This is a genomic window from Ideonella flava, from assembly GCF_051857595.1.
In the GTDB taxonomy this organism is placed as follows: Bacteria; Pseudomonadota; Gammaproteobacteria; order Burkholderiales; family Burkholderiaceae_C; genus Ideonella.
The window spans coordinates 129482-145098 of sequence record NZ_JBPZHD010000004.1 but is presented as its reverse complement, the minus strand read 5'-3'; the positions used below and the strand labels follow the sequence as shown (position 1 = coordinate 145098).

The following is a 15617-nucleotide window of genomic DNA, read 5'->3' as shown; positions in this document are numbered from 1 at the left end:
GCAGCATGCGCATCCTGCTGGTCGAGGACGACGAGTTGATCGCTGCCGGCGTGCGTGACGCGCTGCGGCGAGCCGACTACGAGGTCGACCGGCTGGCGCAGGGCCGCCAGGTGGCGGACGTGGTGGCCGACGGCCTGCACGACCTGCTCATCCTCGACCTCGGGTTGCCGGACGTCGACGGCCTGGTGCTCGTGCGCAAGCTGCGCGAGGCTGGCGCGGTGCTGCCCATCCTCATCCTGACCGCCCGCGACGGCCTGCATGACCGGGTGGCCGGCCTGCACGACGGCGCGGACGACTACCTCACCAAGCCTTTCCAGCTGCCCGAGTTGCTGGCCCGGGTGCATGCGCTGCTGCGACGCAGCCGGTCGGCAGCCACGTCGCGGCTGGTCATCGGCCCGCTGCAGCTCAACCTCGCGACGCACGAGGTGCTGCTCGACGACGCACCGCCCGCGCTGACCGGGCGCGAGTGGCACCTGCTGCGCCTGCTGGCCATGGAGGCGCCCAAGGTCGTGCCGAAGCGAAAGCTGGCCGACAGCCTGAGCCGCTGGGACAAGGAGGTCACCGACAACGCGGTCGAGATCTACGTGTCGAGGCTGCGCGCCAAGCTCAGCAAGGCGGCGCTGCAGTTGCGCACCGTGCGTGGCATCGGCTACCGGCTGGAGGTCTGAGGTGACAGCCGCCGGCAGCAGCCTGCGCCAGCGCTTGGCCCGCCTGCTCGCCTGGCCGCTGCTGGGCGTGCTGGTGCTCAGTGGTGCCTATGACTACGTCCAGGCGTTGCAGCGGGCTCGCGAAGACCAGGACCGGGCGCTGGCCCGGGTCGCCATCGCCCTGGCGGCGCGGCTGGACCTCGACGCCGACGACGGCCTGAACGACGACTTCGCCTGGCACCTGACCCGCACCCTGGCGGCGATGCAGCGCGCCGAACCGCGCGACCGCCTGGTCTATCTCGTGCGGCGGCCCGATGGCCGCGCGCTGGGCGGCGAGGCGGCCCTGGCCGGCACGGTGACAGGCGGCTCGCCGGACGAGGCCGTGTTCGCCGACGCCACGCTGGCTGGGCAGTCCCTGCGGGTGGTGAGCTACCAGCACGACTCGTTGCTGGGTCGCCTGCAGATCCTGGTCGGCGAGACCACGCACCGGCGCGAGAGCCAGGCCCGGCGGCTGATGCTCGACACGCTGGTGCCCAATGTCGTTCTCGTGGCTTTGGCGCTCGGCCTCATGTGGCTCGGCGTGCGAACCGCGATGCGCCCGCTGGAGGCGGTAAGCCGGCGCATCGCCGCGCGCGAGGCGGGCGATCTCGGGCCGGTGTCGTTCGAGGGCCTGCCCGGCGAGCTCGCCCCCTTCGCCGGGACCATCAACGACCTGCTGGACCGGGCCCGCGCCGCCTCGGCCCAGCAGCAGGCCTTCCTGTCCGACGCGGCCCACCAGTTGCGCACGCCGCTGGCCGGCATCCAGACCCAGCTCGAGCTGGCCCGGCAGTCGGCTCCGCCTCACCTGGAAAGCCGCCTGGAGCAGGTCCGCGCCGCGCTGCAGCGGCTGGGCCGCTCCACCCACCAGATGCTCGCGCTGGCACGTTCCGGCCCGCAGGCCATTCAGCAGGAGGCGCTGCAGAAGCTGGACCTGGCCGGGCTGCTGGAGTCCGCCGCCGACGACTGGCTGGACAGTGCCGTGGCGGCCGGCGTCGAGCTGATCTTCGATGCGCATGCCGTGTGCGTGCTCGCCTCGCCGTGGTTGCTGCGCGAGTTGCTCGCCAACATCATCCACAACGCCTTGCAGCACACGCCACGCGGCGGCACGGTGCGGGTGAGCTGCGGCCCGTGGGGCGATGGCGCGCAGCTGTGCGTCGAGGACACCGGGCCCGGCATTCCGCCCGCCGAGCGCGAGCGCGTGCTGGAGCGCTTCTACCAGCTGCCCGGCCGCACCGGCGGCAGCGGGCTCGGCCTGGCCATCGTCGACGAAGTGGCGCGCCGCCACGGCGCGCAGCTGACGCTGGAAGACGGCGCCGGCGGAGCCGGCCTGCGGGTGATCGTGCGGTTTCCGTCACGAGCCTGAAGCCCGGATGCCCGCGCCGCGGGCGTCGGCGGATCGTCAGGGATTTGAAGGCTGCGGCCTTCTATCTTGCAGGCACCTGCCCTGAACCGGTCCGCCCCGACATGCCGCCACCCACCCCTGTCCCGATGCGCCAAGGCGCTCATCCCACGGCCATCCGAGCCCTGCACTGGGCGGTGGCCGCCGCGGTCCTCGCCGAGTTCGGCCTTGCGCTGGCGCGCATGGCCGCGGAATCCACGTCGCTGCGCCACACCCTGCTGGCCTTTCACCAGCCGCTGGGCCTGCTGATCGGCGCGGCGACGCTGCTTCGCGCAGGGGTGCGGCTGCGCCTGGGGCTCGCGCAATGGCAGGAGCCGGTGCCGCGCGCGGTCGGTTGGGCTTCGGCAGCGGTGCACGGCCTCAGCTACGTCCTGCTGTTGAGCCTGCCCGTGCTAGGTCTGGCGCTGGCGAACGCGCACGGCCATGCCGTGACGCTGCCCGGCCTGGGCGCGCTGCCCGCGCTGCTGCCCGCGGATGCGGATCTGGCCGACACGCTCGAAGAGTGGCACGGCCGCCTCGCCTGGCTGCTGGCGGCCCTGATCGGCCTGCACGTGGCCGCCGCCGGCTGGCACCAATGGGTGCGCCGCGACGGCCTGCTGGACGCGATGTGGCATCGCGGCCCCTCCCGCATTCCCTTGTCCTGAAAGGTTCTCCATGTTCTCGTTCGTCAAGCCGCTCCTGCGCGGCGGCGCCTGGCTCGGGCTGGCCTTGGGCCTGCTCGCTCCCGGTGCCAGCCAGGCGGTGCCCAGCTTCGCCCGCCAGACGGGCCAGGATTGCGTGGCCTGCCACATCGGCGGCTTCGGGCCGCAGCTCACGCCCTTCGGCATCCGGTTCAAGCTCGGCGGCTACACCGAGGGCAATGGCTCGTCCAGCGTGCCCTTGTCCGGCATGGCCGTGGCTTCCTTCACCCGCACCGCCAAGGCCCAGGACGAGGCCCCTGCGGACGGCTACAAGACCAACAACAACGCCGCGCTGGACGAGGCTTCGGTCTTCCTGGCCGGCAAGATCTTCGGCGAGGTGGGCACCTTCACGCAGGTGACCTACGACGGCGTCGGCAAGACGACCGCCATCGACCAGGCCGACCTCCGGTTCGCCCACGCGATGACCCTCGGCGGCAAGGACCTGACCCTCGGCGTGTCCGTCAACAACAACCCGGGCGTGCAGGACCCGTTCAACAGCATGCCGGTGTGGAGCTTCCCCTACACCTCGACGGCCCTGGGCTTCAGCGGTGCCGAGACCGGCACGCTGGTGAACGGCGGCCTGGAGCAGCACGTGCTGGGCGCGTCGGCCTACGCGTTCTACGACAACCAGTGGTATGCGGAACTCGGCAGTTATCGCAGCTTGTCGCCGAGGACCCAGAGCCAGATGGGCCTGGGGCGGGAAGACGATCCCGGCCACCTGCCAGGCTCGGCCTACTGGCGCCTGGCCTGGTTCAACGATCGCAAGCGTGACAACTGGTCCGTCGGCCTGTTCGGCTTGAGCGCGGGCCTGCAGCCGGACCGCACGAGCAGCGCGAGCAACCGCTACCAGGACGTCGGCGTCGACGGCCAGTACCAGTTCCTGGGCAACCGCGAACACATCTTCACGCTGCAGGGCAGCTACGTGCGCGAGCGCCAGCACCGCGACCAGCTCCTGGCGGCGGGTGAGGCCACCCACCTGACGGGTCAGCTGCACGAGCTCAAGCTCAATGCGAGCTACCACTTCAACCAGACCTGGGGCGCGACGCTGGGCCACTTCCGGACCTCCGGCGATGCCGATGCAGCCCTCTACGCCGGCATGGCGGGCGGCAAGCCCGACACCAGCGGCCACACGCTGCAGCTCGACTGGACCCCGTGGGGCAAGGAGGACTCGTGGGCCGCGCCATGGGCCAACCTCCGCCTGGGCGCGCAATACACCGCCTACAGCCGCTACAACGGCGCCAGGCGCAACTACGACGGGGCGGGCCGCAACGCCTCGGACAACAACACGCTGTTCCTCTTCGCATGGACATCGTTCTGAGCTTCGCGCGGGCCGCGCTGGTGGTCCTGCCCGCTTTCGGGCTTGCATCGCCGGCCCGCGCCGCCGGCGACGCGGCGCTGGGCAAGGACGTGTTCGCCGAGCAATGCTCCGAGTGCCACAGCGTCAAGGAGGGCAAGCACAAGAAGGGGCCCAGCCTCTTCGCGGCGCTGGGCCGGCCGGCGGGGAGCCTGGCGGGATTCAACTATTCCGCCGCCATGAAGGCCAGCGGCAAGACCTGGACCGTGGAGGCCCTCGAGGCCTACGTCACCAACCCGAAGGCCGCCGTGCCGGGCGGAAGCATGAAGTACGACGGCCTGGCCGATGCCAAGGCCCGGGCGGACCTGCTGGCCTACCTCGCGACGCTGAAGTAGCGGCCGGTCGACCTGCCCATCGGGCTCGGGCAAGATCCCGTCATGCCCGAGCTGCCCGACGTCACCGTGTATGCCGAGAGCCTGTCGGCCAAGGTGTCGGGCACCGCCCTGCGATGCATCCGCATCGTCAACCCCTTCGTGCTGCGCACGGCCTTGCCGCCGATCGCGGCGGCCGAAGGTCGGGGGGTGCAGGGCGTGGGCCGTCTCGGCAAGCGGGTCGTGATCGAGCTGCACGGGGGCGCGCCGGAAGAACCCTGGTTCCTCGTCCTGCACCTGATGATCGCCGGACGGCTGCGCTGGTACGCCGCGGGCGCCAAGGTGCCTGCCAAGGGGCTGCTGGCGGCCTTCGAGTTCGCGGGGGGCACGATGGCCTTCACCGAGGCGGGAACGCAGCGCCGCGCCTCCCTGCACCTGGTGGCGGGTCGGGCGGCGCTGGCCGGGATGGACCCGGGCGGACTGGAGCCCGTGGGCTCGACCCTCGAGGCCTTTCGCGAACGGCTCCTGGCGGGCAACCATACCCTCAAGCGCGCACTGACGGACCCGCAGGCCTTCAGCGGCATAGGCAACGCGTACTCGGATGAGATCCTCCACCGCGCCAAGCTGTCGCCCGTCGCCCTCACCCGATCGCTCGACGGAGAGGCCATCGCTCGCCTGCACCAGGCGACCCAGGAGGTGCTGGTGGAGTGGACGGACAGGCTGCGCGCCGAGGCCGCGAGGGATGGCGGCTGGCCGCGCGATGTCACCGCCTTCCGGCCCGATTTCGCGGTGCATGGCCGCTTCGGCCAGCCGTGTCCGGTGTGCGGCGCGCCGGTGCAGCGAATCGTCTATGCGAGCAACGAGACCAACTATTGCGCCCGCTGCCAGACGGGCGGCCGGCTGTTGGCCGACCGGGCCTTGTCCCGGCTGCTGAAGGCCAGCTGGCCCAGGACGCTGGACGACTGATTCGCCGAGGCGGGCACGCCACCTGCGCGTATTCGGGTTGATACCTAGCTTTACGCCCGGTTCATGCGCGGCCAACCTCCGCATCACAGGATCAGTGCCCATGAGATCCGTGCAGGAGTGCCCCATGGCCGAAGCTGATCAAGCCAAGCTCGCCACGGCCGCCGCCGAGGCGCCGGGTGCCGCCCTGGTGCCTCTTTACGTGTCCGGTGTGTTCCGTGAGGCGCCTGTCAGCTTCCGTGCGCAGCTGATCGAGACCCTGATGCGCCCCATGGGCGCCCTGGGCCTCGTGGCCGTGGCGAATGGCGTGTTCGCCGCCGTCAGGCAGCGCCACGGTTGGGAGCGCCTGCAAGTGACGCTCGACGATGCCGCGCGCATCACCGCGGACCAGGTGCTTGAACTGTCGTCCTACCTGCAGCAGGCGGCGCCCGAGGTGTTCCGCGCGGTGGGCGATCTCGTCAGCCGGCAGCCGGCCGTGGCCAGCGGCCTCAGCGCCATCCTGCTCTTGCACGCCTTGCGCGCGCTGCGGCGGCGCTGAGCGGCCTCAGGCGGGCGTCCGGCGGCTAGCCAGGGCGGCGAACGCCAGCGCCGTCGCGCCGGCCGCCAGCAGGGCGAGATGGGCGAGCTGCGGTTGCACGTCCGCCAAGGTGGCGTCCATCTGGTTCACGCGCAGCAGGCCCTGGATGGCCGGCGTCGTGGGCAGCAACGCGGCCAGCGCGCGCAGGGGCGGCGCCAACGCTTCGGCCGGCCAGGAGAAACCCGAGAGGAAGACCATGGGGATGGAGCTGAACAGCATCAGCTGCATCGCGCGCTCGCGGTCGGCCGCCAGTGCCCCCAGCGCGAGTCCCAGCGCCGCGGCCGCCCAGGCCAGCAACGCCAGCAGCAGCACCTGGGCCGCCGGATGCGCGGCGGTGCCGAAATCGAAGATCCTGAAGGCCGCCTGGAAGAACCAGGCCCCGCTGGCCAGCCCCAGCGCGGCGCAGGCCGCCAGCCGCGGCCACCAGGGACCGAGCGGCCCGCTGCTGCGCTTCTCGAACCAGGTGCCGGCCCACATCGCGATCGCCATCAGCAGCGTCTGGTGCACGATCAGCACCGCCACCGCCGGCACCACGTAGCTGCCATAACCCTCGGTCGGGTTGTACAGCGGCACCAGTTGCAGCTGGATGGGCGTGCGGTTGGCGGCCGCCTGCAGGCCGCTCGCTCCGCGGGCCCGCAGCTTGCGCAGCTCCACGCCGGCCGAGACCGTGCCCAGGCTCTCGGCGAAGCCGGCCAGCACCACCTTGTTGAGCAGGAAGTAGGCGCCGTTGCCCACCACCGGCGCGACCACGGGCTGACCCAGCAGCACCTCGCGCCGCAGATCGCGCGGCAGCACGGCATAGCCCTCGATCTCGCCGCGCTGCATCGCCGCCCGGGCGGCGCCCTCGTCGCCCGTCACCAGCAACACCTCCAGCTTCGGGCTGGCGGCCACATAACGCGCTATCTGCCTTGACAGGCTGGAGTGGTCCGCATCGACCAGGGCCACCGGCACGCGGGTCGGTGCCTGGTGCAGGTAGGGCCAGGGATAAAAGAACGAATACAGCACCGGCGCGACGAGGGCCAGCAGCAGCACGCCCGGGTCGCGCAACAGCGCGGCGAGCGTGGGGAAGAAGCCGCGAGGCGCTGTCATCGCCGCCCCCAGGCGCGGGCATCCCCGGCCACGCGCGGCAACAGCGCCACGCAGGCGGCCGTCAGCAAGACCAAGGCGAGCAGCAGCCCGGCAGCCACCGGTGCGGCCCGGCTGGCCGGCGCGCCGACCTGCCAGACGGCGGTCTGCGCGGCGAGCACGTGGGTGAGCGGCAGCGCCATGGCCCAGGCTTTCGCGCCCGCCGGCATGGCCATCAGCGGGAAACCCACGCCGGCGAAGGCGAAGGCCGGTGCGGTGATGAAGCCGGCCGCCGAGAGCGCCGTGCGCAGCGAGCGAGCGGCCAGCGCGGCGAGGCCGCCCAGCACCACGTACACGGCCAGCATCAGCGCCTGCAGCGCCAGCACCGGCGCGAGCGGCCCGGCCGGATGCCAGCCACGCACGCCGGTGAGGGCGGCGACGAAGGCCAGCTCCACCAGCGTCAGCGCTGCCCAGGGCAGCCACCACTTGACGATCAATGCGTGCAGGCCAGTGCCCCCGGCACTGACCCACGCGCCTACGGTGCGGTCGCGCAGCTCGCGCCCCACGCCCCACGCCCCGGCCACCATGGCGAAGATCTGCAACAGGGCGGGCACCAGCGTGGTGGCGAGGAAGGGCTCGTAGTCGAGTGCGGTGTTGTACTGGGCGACGAGCGAGGTGCGCATCGGCTCGAAGGCCGCCTTCGCCGACAACGGAGACTCACCGCGCTTCTCGCGCGAGACGATCTCGACGCCGGCCGCCAGGGTGCCGGCCACGGAACGCACGTCGCGCTGGATGAGGCCGGAGTGGGTGGCGAACTGCGCGTTGTGAAGCAGCGCCGCATGCGCGCCGCGGCCGGTCTTGAGCTCGCGTGCAAAGCCTTGGGGGACCACCAGCGCGGCCATCACCTCGCCGCGGCGCAGCGCCTGCTGCATCGCGGCTTCGTCATCGAAGCGCGCCGCCACCTGCAGACCCGGCGCGGCGGCCAGCCAGCGCGTCAGCTGGCGAGAAACGCTGCTGTGGTCGGCATCCAGCACGCCGATCGGCAGCCCGCGCGGCAGGCCGGACCAGAACAGGCTCCAGGTGAGCAGCACCGCCAGCAACGGCACCCAGCTGAACATCGCCCAATCCGCCGGCCTCGTGGCCCACAGCCGGCACTCGCGCTGCCAGGCGCGCGCGAAGCCCGGCGTGCCGTCGCTCATTTCAGACAAGACCAGCCGCGAGGTCTTCAGCCGTTCTCGGACAAGACAAGCTCTCTTCAACCGTTCGCGCTGAGCCAGTCGAAGCGCCTTTCGCGCGCCTCGCGGCATCCCGGCTGAGCTTGTCGAAGCCTGCACGGCGAACGCAGGGCTTCGACAGGCTCAGCCCAGGGGTGCGGCCTGCGAACAACGCTTCGACAGGCTCAGCGCGAACGGTTGGAGGTGTGCGCGGCATATCGCGAATGGTTGGGGGCGTGTGCGGCGTGTCGTGAACGGTGGGGGGCGTGCGCGGGATGTCGTGAACGGTGGGAGGTGTGCGCGGCATTTCGTTTCACTTCTCAGACAAGACAAGCCACGTTTTCTTCATCCGTTTGCTTCTCAGGGCGCGGGCGGCAAGGTCACCAGCACGCTCATGCCCGGCCGCATGCCGGCCAGCGGCTTCAGCGGCTTGGCGCGGACCTCGAAGCTGCGCAGGTCGTAGCCGGCGCCCGAGCGGGTGGCGCGCCAGGTGGCGAAGTCGGGCAGGGGCGACGAACCGGTGACCTTGAAGCGCACGGCTTGCGAGCCCAGCGCAGGCACCACGGCATCGAACTCGGCACCCAGCGCGAACGCCGCGAGCCGGTCCTCGCGCACGTTGAACAAGGCCCAGTGGTCGGCCAGGTCCACCACCGAGACGACCGGCACGCCGGCCGGCGACAGCTCCCCGACCTTGGCCAGCACCTTGGCGACCTCGCCGCCGACGGGGCTGTGCAACTCGGTCTCGGCGCGCGCGGCCTCCACCTCCTGCACCACGCCGGCCACCTGGCGAGCTTGTGCGGCGGCGGCGGCCTGGTCCTCGCGTCGAGCACCGCCCTCGGCCAGGTCCAGCTGCGCCTTGGCCGCTCGCGTCTGGCCTTCGGCAGCGTGGAGGTTGGCCTCGGCTTCGTCGCGCCGCTGGGCTGCGATCAGGCCCTCCTTGAACAGGTTGTCGGCCCGCTGGAAGCCCTTGGCCGCCAAGTCCTGCGCCACCACCGCGCGTTCCCACTGCGCCCGCGCCATGCGGATCTCCTCGCCGCGGGCCCCATGCTTCGCCTTCTCGGAAACGGCCTCGGCCGCGTCGCGCGCCCCGGTGGCCTGGGCCAGCTTGGCGGCGACCTCGGGGCTGTCGACCTTGACCAACAGGGCGCCTCGTTCGACGCGCTGGCCCTCCTGCACCGCGACCTCGGCGATGCGGCCGGTGATCTTCAGTGCCACGTCGGTCTCGCGGGCCTCGAGCATGCCCTGCAGCTGCTCGGGCTGCGGCCGGCTGCCCTGCCACAGGCCCCAGCCCACGAGGGCGAGGGCGGCCAGGCCGGCGGCCGTGGCGAGGATGCGTCCGGTTCGGTTCATGGGTTCGGGATGCGGATGTCGGCGCGGGCCAGCGCCTCGGCAAAGCCCTCGGGCCGGCCGCAGGCTTCGTACAGGCCGGCCAGGGCGGTGACGTACTCGAAGGCCACCTGCGCTCTTTCTGTCTGCGCCTTGGCCAGGTTCACGTCGGCTTCGATGCGCTCCAGCGGCGTGCTGGTGCCCTCGCGCAGGCCGACGCTGCGCAGGTGGACGATCTCTTGGGCCAGCGCGATGGCGGTGTCCATCGACAGGTAGGCCTGGCGCGCCTGCTCGGCGGCGCGCCACTGGCGCTCGACCAGCAGCGCGATGTCGGCGCGGGCCTGGGCATCGCTGTGGCGCGCCTGCTCCACTTGGGCAGCCGAGGCGGCATCCAGCGCACCGTGGTCGAGCGAGCTGAACAGCGTCCACCGGGCCCCGATGCCGGCGACCCAGTTGGCCTGGTCGCCGCTGCGCAACTCGCGCTGCGCGAAGGCGAAGACCTGCGGCTTGCGCAGGCCCTCGGCCGCTTCGTGCAAGTGCTCCGCCTGGGCCTTCTTGGCGCCGACCTTGGCGAGGCCGGGATGCGCCAGCAGCGCCTGGTCGATGAAGCCGTTCAGGGGCGGCAGCGGCTCGGACTGCACGAACAGCGGCGAGCTCGGAGCGACCGGCTGCGGGTTCGCGATCAGGCTGGCCAGGGCGCGCTCGGCCAGCTCGGCGTCGCTTTGCGTCTTGCGCGCGTTGCGACGTGCTTCGTCGAGCGCAGCGCTGGCCTGCAAGCGCTCGACACGGGCGATGGCGCCGTTGGCCAGCAGCTTCTCTGCCGCGCGGTCGTGCTGCTCGACGGTGGCCAGCGCCTGCGCGCGCAAGTCGGCCGCGCGGCGCGCGAGCTGGGCGCCGAAGTAGCGCTGGGCCAGCAGGCTGGAGAGCTGGTGCTCGGTCTGCCGCTCGTCGGCGCGGGCCTCGGCGGCCTGCGCGTCGGCGAAACCGCGCACCGCGTCGGCCGCCCCGCCCAGGTACAGCGGCGCCACCGCGCTGATCGAGGCGGTGGCGATGGTGTCATCGCGCGAGTAGGTGTAGCGCGGCGGCAGCTGCGGCACCGGCAGCGGGATGGGCAGGTTCTCCAGCGGGACGGGCAGGTGCTGGTCGAGCTCGCCGAGCTTGTCGTTGACGCTGGAAAGATCGACCGTCAGGGCCGCGTGATAGGCCGCGTAGGCGCCGCTGACCCCGACGGTGGGCCCGCCGAAGTAACGCAGGCCCTGCGCCTGCTGGGCCTTGCCTTCGCTGGCCGAACGGGCCGAGGCGAGCCGCTCGGATCGGGTCAGCAACTGCTGCCACGCGGCGCCGTAGTCCAGCGCCGCGGGCTGGGCCTGCGCCGCGAGGGAACAGGCCAGGATGGCGATGGGGGCGATGACACGGGACAGGCTCATGGCGCCCGCAGTATCCCCATCGCCGATCGGTCGTTCGTTCAGTCCTCGAGGAGACTTCTCAGCATCCACGCCGTCTGCTCGTGGACGGTGAGGCGCTGCGTCAGCAGGTCCGCCGTGGGCTCGTCGCCCGCCTTGTCGGCCAGCGGAAAGATGCCGCGCGCGGTGCGGGCCACGGCTTCGTGGCCCTCGACCAGGATGCGCACCATCTCCAGCGCCTTGGGCGGCGTGGCGGGCGCGTCGGGCAGCGAGCTCAGCTTGCCGAACTGGGCGTAGCTGCCGGGCGCCGCGTGGCCGAGCGAGCGGATGCGCTCGGCGACCGGGTCCACCGCGGCCCACAGCTCGGTGTACTGGGTCATGAACATCGCATGCAGCGTGTTGAACATCGGCCCGGTGACGTTCCAGTGGAAGTTGTGGGTCGTCAGGTACAGCGTGTAGGTGTCGGCCAGCAGCTTGGACAGCCCGCCCGCGATGGCGGCCCGGTCCTTCTCGCTGATGCCGATGTTGATCTGCGGCGCGGCGCTGCTGCTGCCGCCATTGGATTTCTTGGCCATGGACGCTCCTTCAGGACATGAGCGGCGATTGTCGTCGTGCTGGGCGCCGGGCCGCATCACAGCCAGGCTTCCTGCTCGTGCTTGACCCCCGTGGCGGCCATGGCCTCGACCAGCTCGGCCAGGCCGGGCGGCAGGTCGCTGCGCGCCTTCAGGCGCTCCAGGGTCTGGTGGTCGTAGTCGTTCAAGGGCAGCGGGCGGCCACTGGCGAGGCGATGCGGCTCCATCGCATGCGGCTGCCAGGCCACGCCGGCGGATCCGCACACGGCCCCGGCCGCCAGGGCGATCTCCACGCCGGCCGGGTCGGCGTCGGCGCTCACGAGCACGGGGACGGGCGCGTGGCGCAGCAGGTGCACCCAGGCCTCGCACCAGCCCGCCGAGGGGCGGCCCGGCAGCCACGTGATCAAGGTGTCCTCGGGGCATTGCGCGGCCTGGCGCTCGAAGCTCGTGCGGTTCTCGACGAGCCAGTGGCGCCGGACGCCGTCCACGGCGGTCAGCCGGCTGAAGTGCTTCTGGGGCAGCCCGATGAAGGGCAGGCCGGCGAGCTCCAGGGTGCTCGCGCCGAAGCGCAGGCGTGCGCTGCCGGCGATCCAAAGGGTGTGCGCCAGGGGCTCGATCCCCCAGGCCTCCAGGTCGAAATGCCCTCGCAGCCAGGTCCACTCCAGGTCGCTGATGGCCTTGGTGTGGGGGCGTGCGTGCAGGGCGAAGTCGCGTGGCATGCCGCGCCGCTGGGCCGCCTGCCAGCTGACGAGGGCCTGCAGCAGCTCCAGCCTGGCCTGGCGCCGACGAGGTGTGAGGCGGCCCCGGATCGTGGCCTCCACGGCCTGCTTCAACTCCGGCGGGCCCTGCGCGGCCAGCTCGGTCAAGGCGCCATCCAGCGCGGCTCGCGTCCGATCGCGCTCCTCGCGGGTCCGCAGGCCGAGGGCTTGCTGCGCGCTCGCCAGGTCGGCCCAATGCAGCGCCTTCAACCACCAGCGGCCGCCACGGTGCTCTTCGTCTAGGGCCGCCCAGCCGGCGAGGAGCAGCTTTTCAGCGAGGGGCTCGACCAGGTCCAGCCGGGTCGGACCCGCCAGCTGCTGGAGCATCGCCACGCTGCGCTTGCGGGCATGAGCCTTGGCCCAGTCTGCCAGCAGCGCGCGTTCGGCTTGCGTCAACGGCGGCAAGGCATCGGCGGCGAACGAGGGGCGGCGCTGCCGCCGCTGGCGGCCCCGCAACAGTTCTTCGATCGGCATCCGACCCGCCCGGCGCTCAGTCCACCGGCACGCCGCGACGCTGAACGACGGCGATGGGCGGCGCCCAGCGTTCGGTGCGCGGCTTCTTGCTCGTGACCAGCGTGATCTCCGCGGGCTCGAAGACCTCGACGTTGTGAGTGATCGGCGTGGTCAGCAGGTACTGCGCCCGCGTCGATCGCAGGAAGTGCCCCACCAGCTGGATGTTTCGCACGTCCAGATGGGCGAAGGGCTCGTCGATGAAGACGAAGCCGCCGGGCGTCTCGTCGTCCTTCAGCAGGCCCACCAGCAGGATCAGGCTCTTCATCACCTGTTGGCCGCCGGAGGCCTCGCCGTCGTTCAGGCCGATCGCCGCCTTGCCGTCGAAGTTGAACTTCACCGACAGGCCCGCCTGCGCCAGCACGGTGTCCTCGTTCTCCAGATGCGGCAGCTCGGCATTCACCTCCACGCCGGCGAGCTGCCCCAGTTCCTGGATGTTGCGCCTGTACTGGCGCACGGTGGCGCGCAGCACGTCGATGTAGCGCTCGCGGGCGTTGTGGACGGCGATGCGCGCCTGCTCGTTGTGCGCCTTTCGATCGTCCAAGGACTGCTGCTGTTCGCCGACGGCCAGGCCCATGCGGATGAAGCGGTCCTCCACCGTGTCGTCGGTCTCCCAGCTGCCCGTGTCCAGCTCCTGCTGGATCGCATGGGCGCGCAGGCGAGCCTGGTGGGCGTTGGTGTGTTCCTCGCGCAAGGCGCGCAGGGTGTCGGGCGTGCGCCACCGCGCGGGCAGGCGGACGCGCTGCTCGCGCGAGCCGGCGACCCCGTCGTGATGCGATGCCAGGCTGGCCCGATGTTCCTGCGCCTGGCGCTCGGCGTGCTGCTGCGCGTTGGCGAGCTGCAGGCGCGACTGCTCATAGGCCTGGCGGGCATTCTGGTCTTCGCGCACGGCGCGCTCATGACCGGCCTGCAACTGCTGCCATTGCTCGCCTGCCGCGCGGCGGGCCTCGGCCAGGCGGGGCAGGCGCTCGCGCGCTTCGGCGAACTCGGCGGCCCGCTCGGCCAACTGCTCGGCCGCCCGCTGGCCCTGCAACGCGCGCTGAGCGTCGTCGAGCTGGCGTTTCAGGGCTTGTGCCTGGCTCGCCAAGGTGGTGAAGCGGGCATCGGCGTCGGCGACGCGCCGCTGCAGATGTCCGCGGCGGCCCTCCACCGCGGCGGCGCCGAACTGGTGGTCGGCGGGGTCGACCCAGACGGACCGGCCACCGCGACCGTCGCGCCAGAAGGCTTGCGGCGTGATCCACTCGCCGCCGCCATCACGTCCGGCCGCGACCGAATCGACCCGGCGGATCGTTGCCAGCTGACGCAGCAGCCACTCGGGCACCGGCGCGTTGAAATCGACCACGGCCAGCAGCGACGAGGGCGGGACGTCCAGGCGGGCCGGGCGCGGCGCGACGACGTAGTGGCGAAACCGCTCGGCCTCGGCGAGCGCGAAGGCCTCGGCTTCGCGGGCGGGATCGGCGAGCATCACCATCCAGCGCAGGCCGCGCAGCATGCCCTCGACGGCGGTGCGCCAGCGCTCGTCGCGCACCTCGACCACCTCGGCCAGCCACTGGTGCGCGATGCCGGCCGCGCGCAGCGCCTGGCGGAACCGCTGCACGTCAGCAGGTGCCGGCGGCACGCGCTGGCCGGCCAGGGCGTCGAGCTGCTGCTGCAGCGCCTGTCGCTCGGCGGCCGTCTCGTCGATGCGCCTGTCCAGCGCGCGCTTCTCGTCCTGCAGCGACTGGTGGTGTTCGGCCAGACGGGCGGCGTCGCCCTCCGTGGCCGCGAGCTTCAGCAGCTCCTGCTCGCGCTTGACGAGATCTTCCACCGGCCGTTCGGCCTCGCGCGCGGCCGCCTGGGCCCGTTGCGCGGCATCGCGTTGCTCGGCCAGGCCGCTCACGCGCGCCGCAGCCGATTGGGTCTGCTCGTGCAGGCGCAGCAGCTCGGCGCGCTGTTCGGCATGGCGGGCCCGTTCGGCCGACAGGTGGCGCCGCGTGGCGTGGAGCCGGCGCGCCTCCGCCAACAACGCCTCGCGGCCCTCGGCCCATTCGAGCACCGGCACCACCTCGGTGGCGAGGCGCTCCCGCTCGCGCAGCTTCATCTGCCGCTGGCGCCAGTTGTTGACACGGTTCTGCAGCTCCGCCAGCTGGGTGCGGGCGTGGCCCAGCTCGCGCTCGGCCTGCTCCACCTCGCGTGCCAGCTGCTGCTGGTGGCCCCGCGCCACCTCGTAGCGATCGAGCACGTCCTGGTCGCCGAAGACGTCGAACACCAGCTTGAGCAACTCCTTGGGGCTGAACTCGCACAGGCGGTCCGTCTGGCCCTGCTCGAGCGACAGCACACGGGCGATGGCCGGCGTGAGTCCGGCGGCGGCCAGGCGCCGGCGCCAGGCTTCGACACCGAGCCACTGCAGTTCCTTGTCGGGCGTGGCCAGCATTTGCTCGATGCTGCAATCGCCGTCGGCCAGGACGTACCGGCGTTGCCAATCGCCCCCGGCGCGCTCGATCCGGCAGGCCAGGGTCACCCTGTCGCCGTGCAGCAGCGACGAGGCGAACGGCCTGGTGCTGCCCGGCCGGCCATGGGGGCGGTTGTCCACGCAGGCTCGCAACCACACCTGCTGCGCGCTGGCATGGCGGGCGTAGGTCTTGTAGTTGCGGCCGCCGGAGCAGTCCAGGCCGAGCAGCGTGCGCAGCGCATCCAGCAAGGTGGTCTTGCCCGAGCCGTTGGGGCCGGCGATGGTGATGATGGCCGCATCGAGCGGCAGCTGGACGCGCCGGCAGTAGTCCCAGTGCAGCAGTTCGAGGGTTTGCAGATGGAACATCG

Annotated in this window: 14 protein-coding genes; 7 read left to right on the top strand and 7 right to left on the bottom strand. The window is 72.0% G+C overall.

The window, feature by feature from the left end; all coding sequences use genetic code 11:
• Positions 1-5 precede the first annotated feature (5 nt).
• From ACS5PM_RS09785 to ACS5PM_RS09755, 7 genes are all read left to right on the top strand, one after another.
• The gene (locus ACS5PM_RS09785) at positions 6-668 is read left to right on the top strand and encodes a response regulator (RefSeq protein WP_439387421.1); all 663 of its coding nucleotides are present in this window, start codon (positions 6-8) and stop codon (positions 666-668) included.
• Position 669: 1 nt separating this feature from the next.
• A complete protein-coding gene (locus tag ACS5PM_RS09780) occupies positions 670-2049 on the top strand; it encodes a sensor histidine kinase (protein ID WP_439387420.1) in 1380 nt (459 codons plus the stop codon).
• Positions 2050-2150: 101 nt separating this feature from the next.
• Positions 2151-2729, top strand: a complete 579-nt coding sequence (locus ACS5PM_RS09775; protein ID WP_439387419.1) for a cytochrome b — start codon at positions 2151-2153, stop codon at positions 2727-2729.
• A 10-nt stretch (positions 2730-2739) separates the two neighbouring features.
• Entirely contained in the window at positions 2740-4083 is a 1344-nt protein-coding gene (locus tag ACS5PM_RS09770; RefSeq protein WP_439387418.1) for a cytochrome c1 protein, read from the top strand.
• On the top strand, positions 4068-4454 hold the full coding sequence (locus ACS5PM_RS09765) for a c-type cytochrome (RefSeq protein WP_439387417.1): 387 nt from the start codon (positions 4068-4070) through the stop codon (positions 4452-4454). The genes ACS5PM_RS09770 and ACS5PM_RS09765 overlap by 16 nt, the downstream gene beginning before the upstream one ends.
• Before the next feature lie 42 nt (positions 4455-4496).
• Positions 4497-5396 (top strand): Fpg/Nei family DNA glycosylase, encoded by a 900-nt coding sequence (locus ACS5PM_RS09760; RefSeq protein WP_439387416.1) that lies wholly within the window; start codon positions 4497-4499, stop codon positions 5394-5396.
• Positions 5397-5520: 124 nt separating this feature from the next.
• Positions 5521-5931, top strand: coding sequence for a hypothetical protein (locus ACS5PM_RS09755; RefSeq protein WP_439387415.1), 411 nt, complete (start codon positions 5521-5523; stop codon positions 5929-5931).
• Between the two features lie 6 nt (positions 5932-5937).
• Here ACS5PM_RS09755 and ACS5PM_RS09750 read toward each other — a convergent pair whose 3' ends face one another.
• The 7 genes from ACS5PM_RS09750 to ACS5PM_RS09720 all read right to left on the bottom strand — a co-directional run bounded on the left by ACS5PM_RS09750 (position 5938) and on the right by ACS5PM_RS09720 (position 15615).
• Entirely contained in the window at positions 5938-7059 is a 1122-nt protein-coding gene (locus ACS5PM_RS09750) for an ABC transporter permease (protein WP_439387414.1), read from the bottom strand.
• A complete protein-coding gene (locus tag ACS5PM_RS09745) occupies positions 7056-8234 on the bottom strand; it encodes an ABC transporter permease (RefSeq protein ID WP_439387772.1) in 1179 nt (392 codons plus the stop codon). The genes ACS5PM_RS09750 and ACS5PM_RS09745 overlap by 4 nt, the downstream gene beginning before the upstream one ends.
• Before the next feature lie 375 nt (positions 8235-8609).
• Positions 8610-9599, bottom strand: coding sequence for an HlyD family secretion protein (locus ACS5PM_RS09740; RefSeq protein WP_439387413.1), 990 nt, complete (start codon positions 9597-9599; stop codon positions 8610-8612).
• Positions 9596-11002 (bottom strand): TolC family protein, encoded by a 1407-nt coding sequence (locus tag ACS5PM_RS09735; protein WP_439387412.1) that lies wholly within the window; start codon positions 11000-11002, stop codon positions 9596-9598. Before ACS5PM_RS09735 ends, ACS5PM_RS09740 begins: the two co-directional genes overlap by 4 nt.
• Before the next feature lie 38 nt (positions 11003-11040).
• Complete coding sequence (locus ACS5PM_RS09730; protein ID WP_439387411.1) at positions 11041-11553, bottom strand: Dps family protein; 513 nt, start codon at positions 11551-11553, stop codon at positions 11041-11043.
• A 56-nt stretch (positions 11554-11609) separates the two neighbouring features.
• Positions 11610-12782, bottom strand: coding sequence for a hypothetical protein (locus ACS5PM_RS09725; RefSeq protein ID WP_439387410.1), 1173 nt, complete (start codon positions 12780-12782; stop codon positions 11610-11612).
• 16 nt (positions 12783-12798) lie between these two features.
• Positions 12799-15615 (bottom strand): ATP-binding protein, encoded by a 2817-nt coding sequence (locus ACS5PM_RS09720; protein WP_439387409.1) that lies wholly within the window; start codon positions 15613-15615, stop codon positions 12799-12801.
• Between the last annotated feature and the right edge of the window lie 2 nt (positions 15616-15617).

Excerpts from the sequence above, each read along its gene's own strand:
- ACS5PM_RS09785 (WP_439387421.1), top strand. The coding sequence starts at position 6 with ATGCGCATCCTGCTGGTCGAGGACGACGAGTTGATCGCTGCCGGCGTG.
- ACS5PM_RS09775 (WP_439387419.1), top strand. The coding sequence starts at position 2,151 with ATGCCGCCACCCACCCCTGTCCCGATGCGCCAAGGCGCTCATCCCACG.
- ACS5PM_RS09770 (WP_439387418.1), top strand. The coding sequence starts at position 2,740 with ATGTTCTCGTTCGTCAAGCCGCTCCTGCGCGGCGGCGCCTGGCTCGGG.
- ACS5PM_RS09765 (WP_439387417.1), top strand. The coding sequence starts at position 4,068 with ATGGACATCGTTCTGAGCTTCGCGCGGGCCGCGCTGGTGGTCCTGCCC.
- ACS5PM_RS09760 (WP_439387416.1), top strand. The coding sequence starts at position 4,497 with ATGCCCGAGCTGCCCGACGTCACCGTGTATGCCGAGAGCCTGTCGGCC.
- ACS5PM_RS09755 (WP_439387415.1), top strand. The coding sequence starts at position 5,521 with ATGGCCGAAGCTGATCAAGCCAAGCTCGCCACGGCCGCCGCCGAGGCG.
- ACS5PM_RS09750 (WP_439387414.1), bottom strand. The coding sequence starts at position 7,059 with ATGACAGCGCCTCGCGGCTTCTTCCCCACGCTCGCCGCGCTGTTGCGC.
- ACS5PM_RS09745 (WP_439387772.1), bottom strand. The coding sequence starts at position 8,234 with ATGAGCGACGGCACGCCGGGCTTCGCGCGCGCCTGGCAGCGCGAGTGC.
- ACS5PM_RS09740 (WP_439387413.1), bottom strand. The coding sequence starts at position 9,599 with ATGAACCGAACCGGACGCATCCTCGCCACGGCCGCCGGCCTGGCCGCC.
- ACS5PM_RS09735 (WP_439387412.1), bottom strand. The coding sequence starts at position 11,002 with ATGAGCCTGTCCCGTGTCATCGCCCCCATCGCCATCCTGGCCTGTTCC.
- ACS5PM_RS09730 (WP_439387411.1), bottom strand. The coding sequence starts at position 11,553 with ATGGCCAAGAAATCCAATGGCGGCAGCAGCAGCGCCGCGCCGCAGATC.
- ACS5PM_RS09725 (WP_439387410.1), bottom strand. The coding sequence starts at position 12,782 with ATGCCGATCGAAGAACTGTTGCGGGGCCGCCAGCGGCGGCAGCGCCGC.
- ACS5PM_RS09720 (WP_439387409.1), bottom strand. The coding sequence starts at position 15,615 with ATGTTCCATCTGCAAACCCTCGAACTGCTGCACTGGGACTACTGCCGG.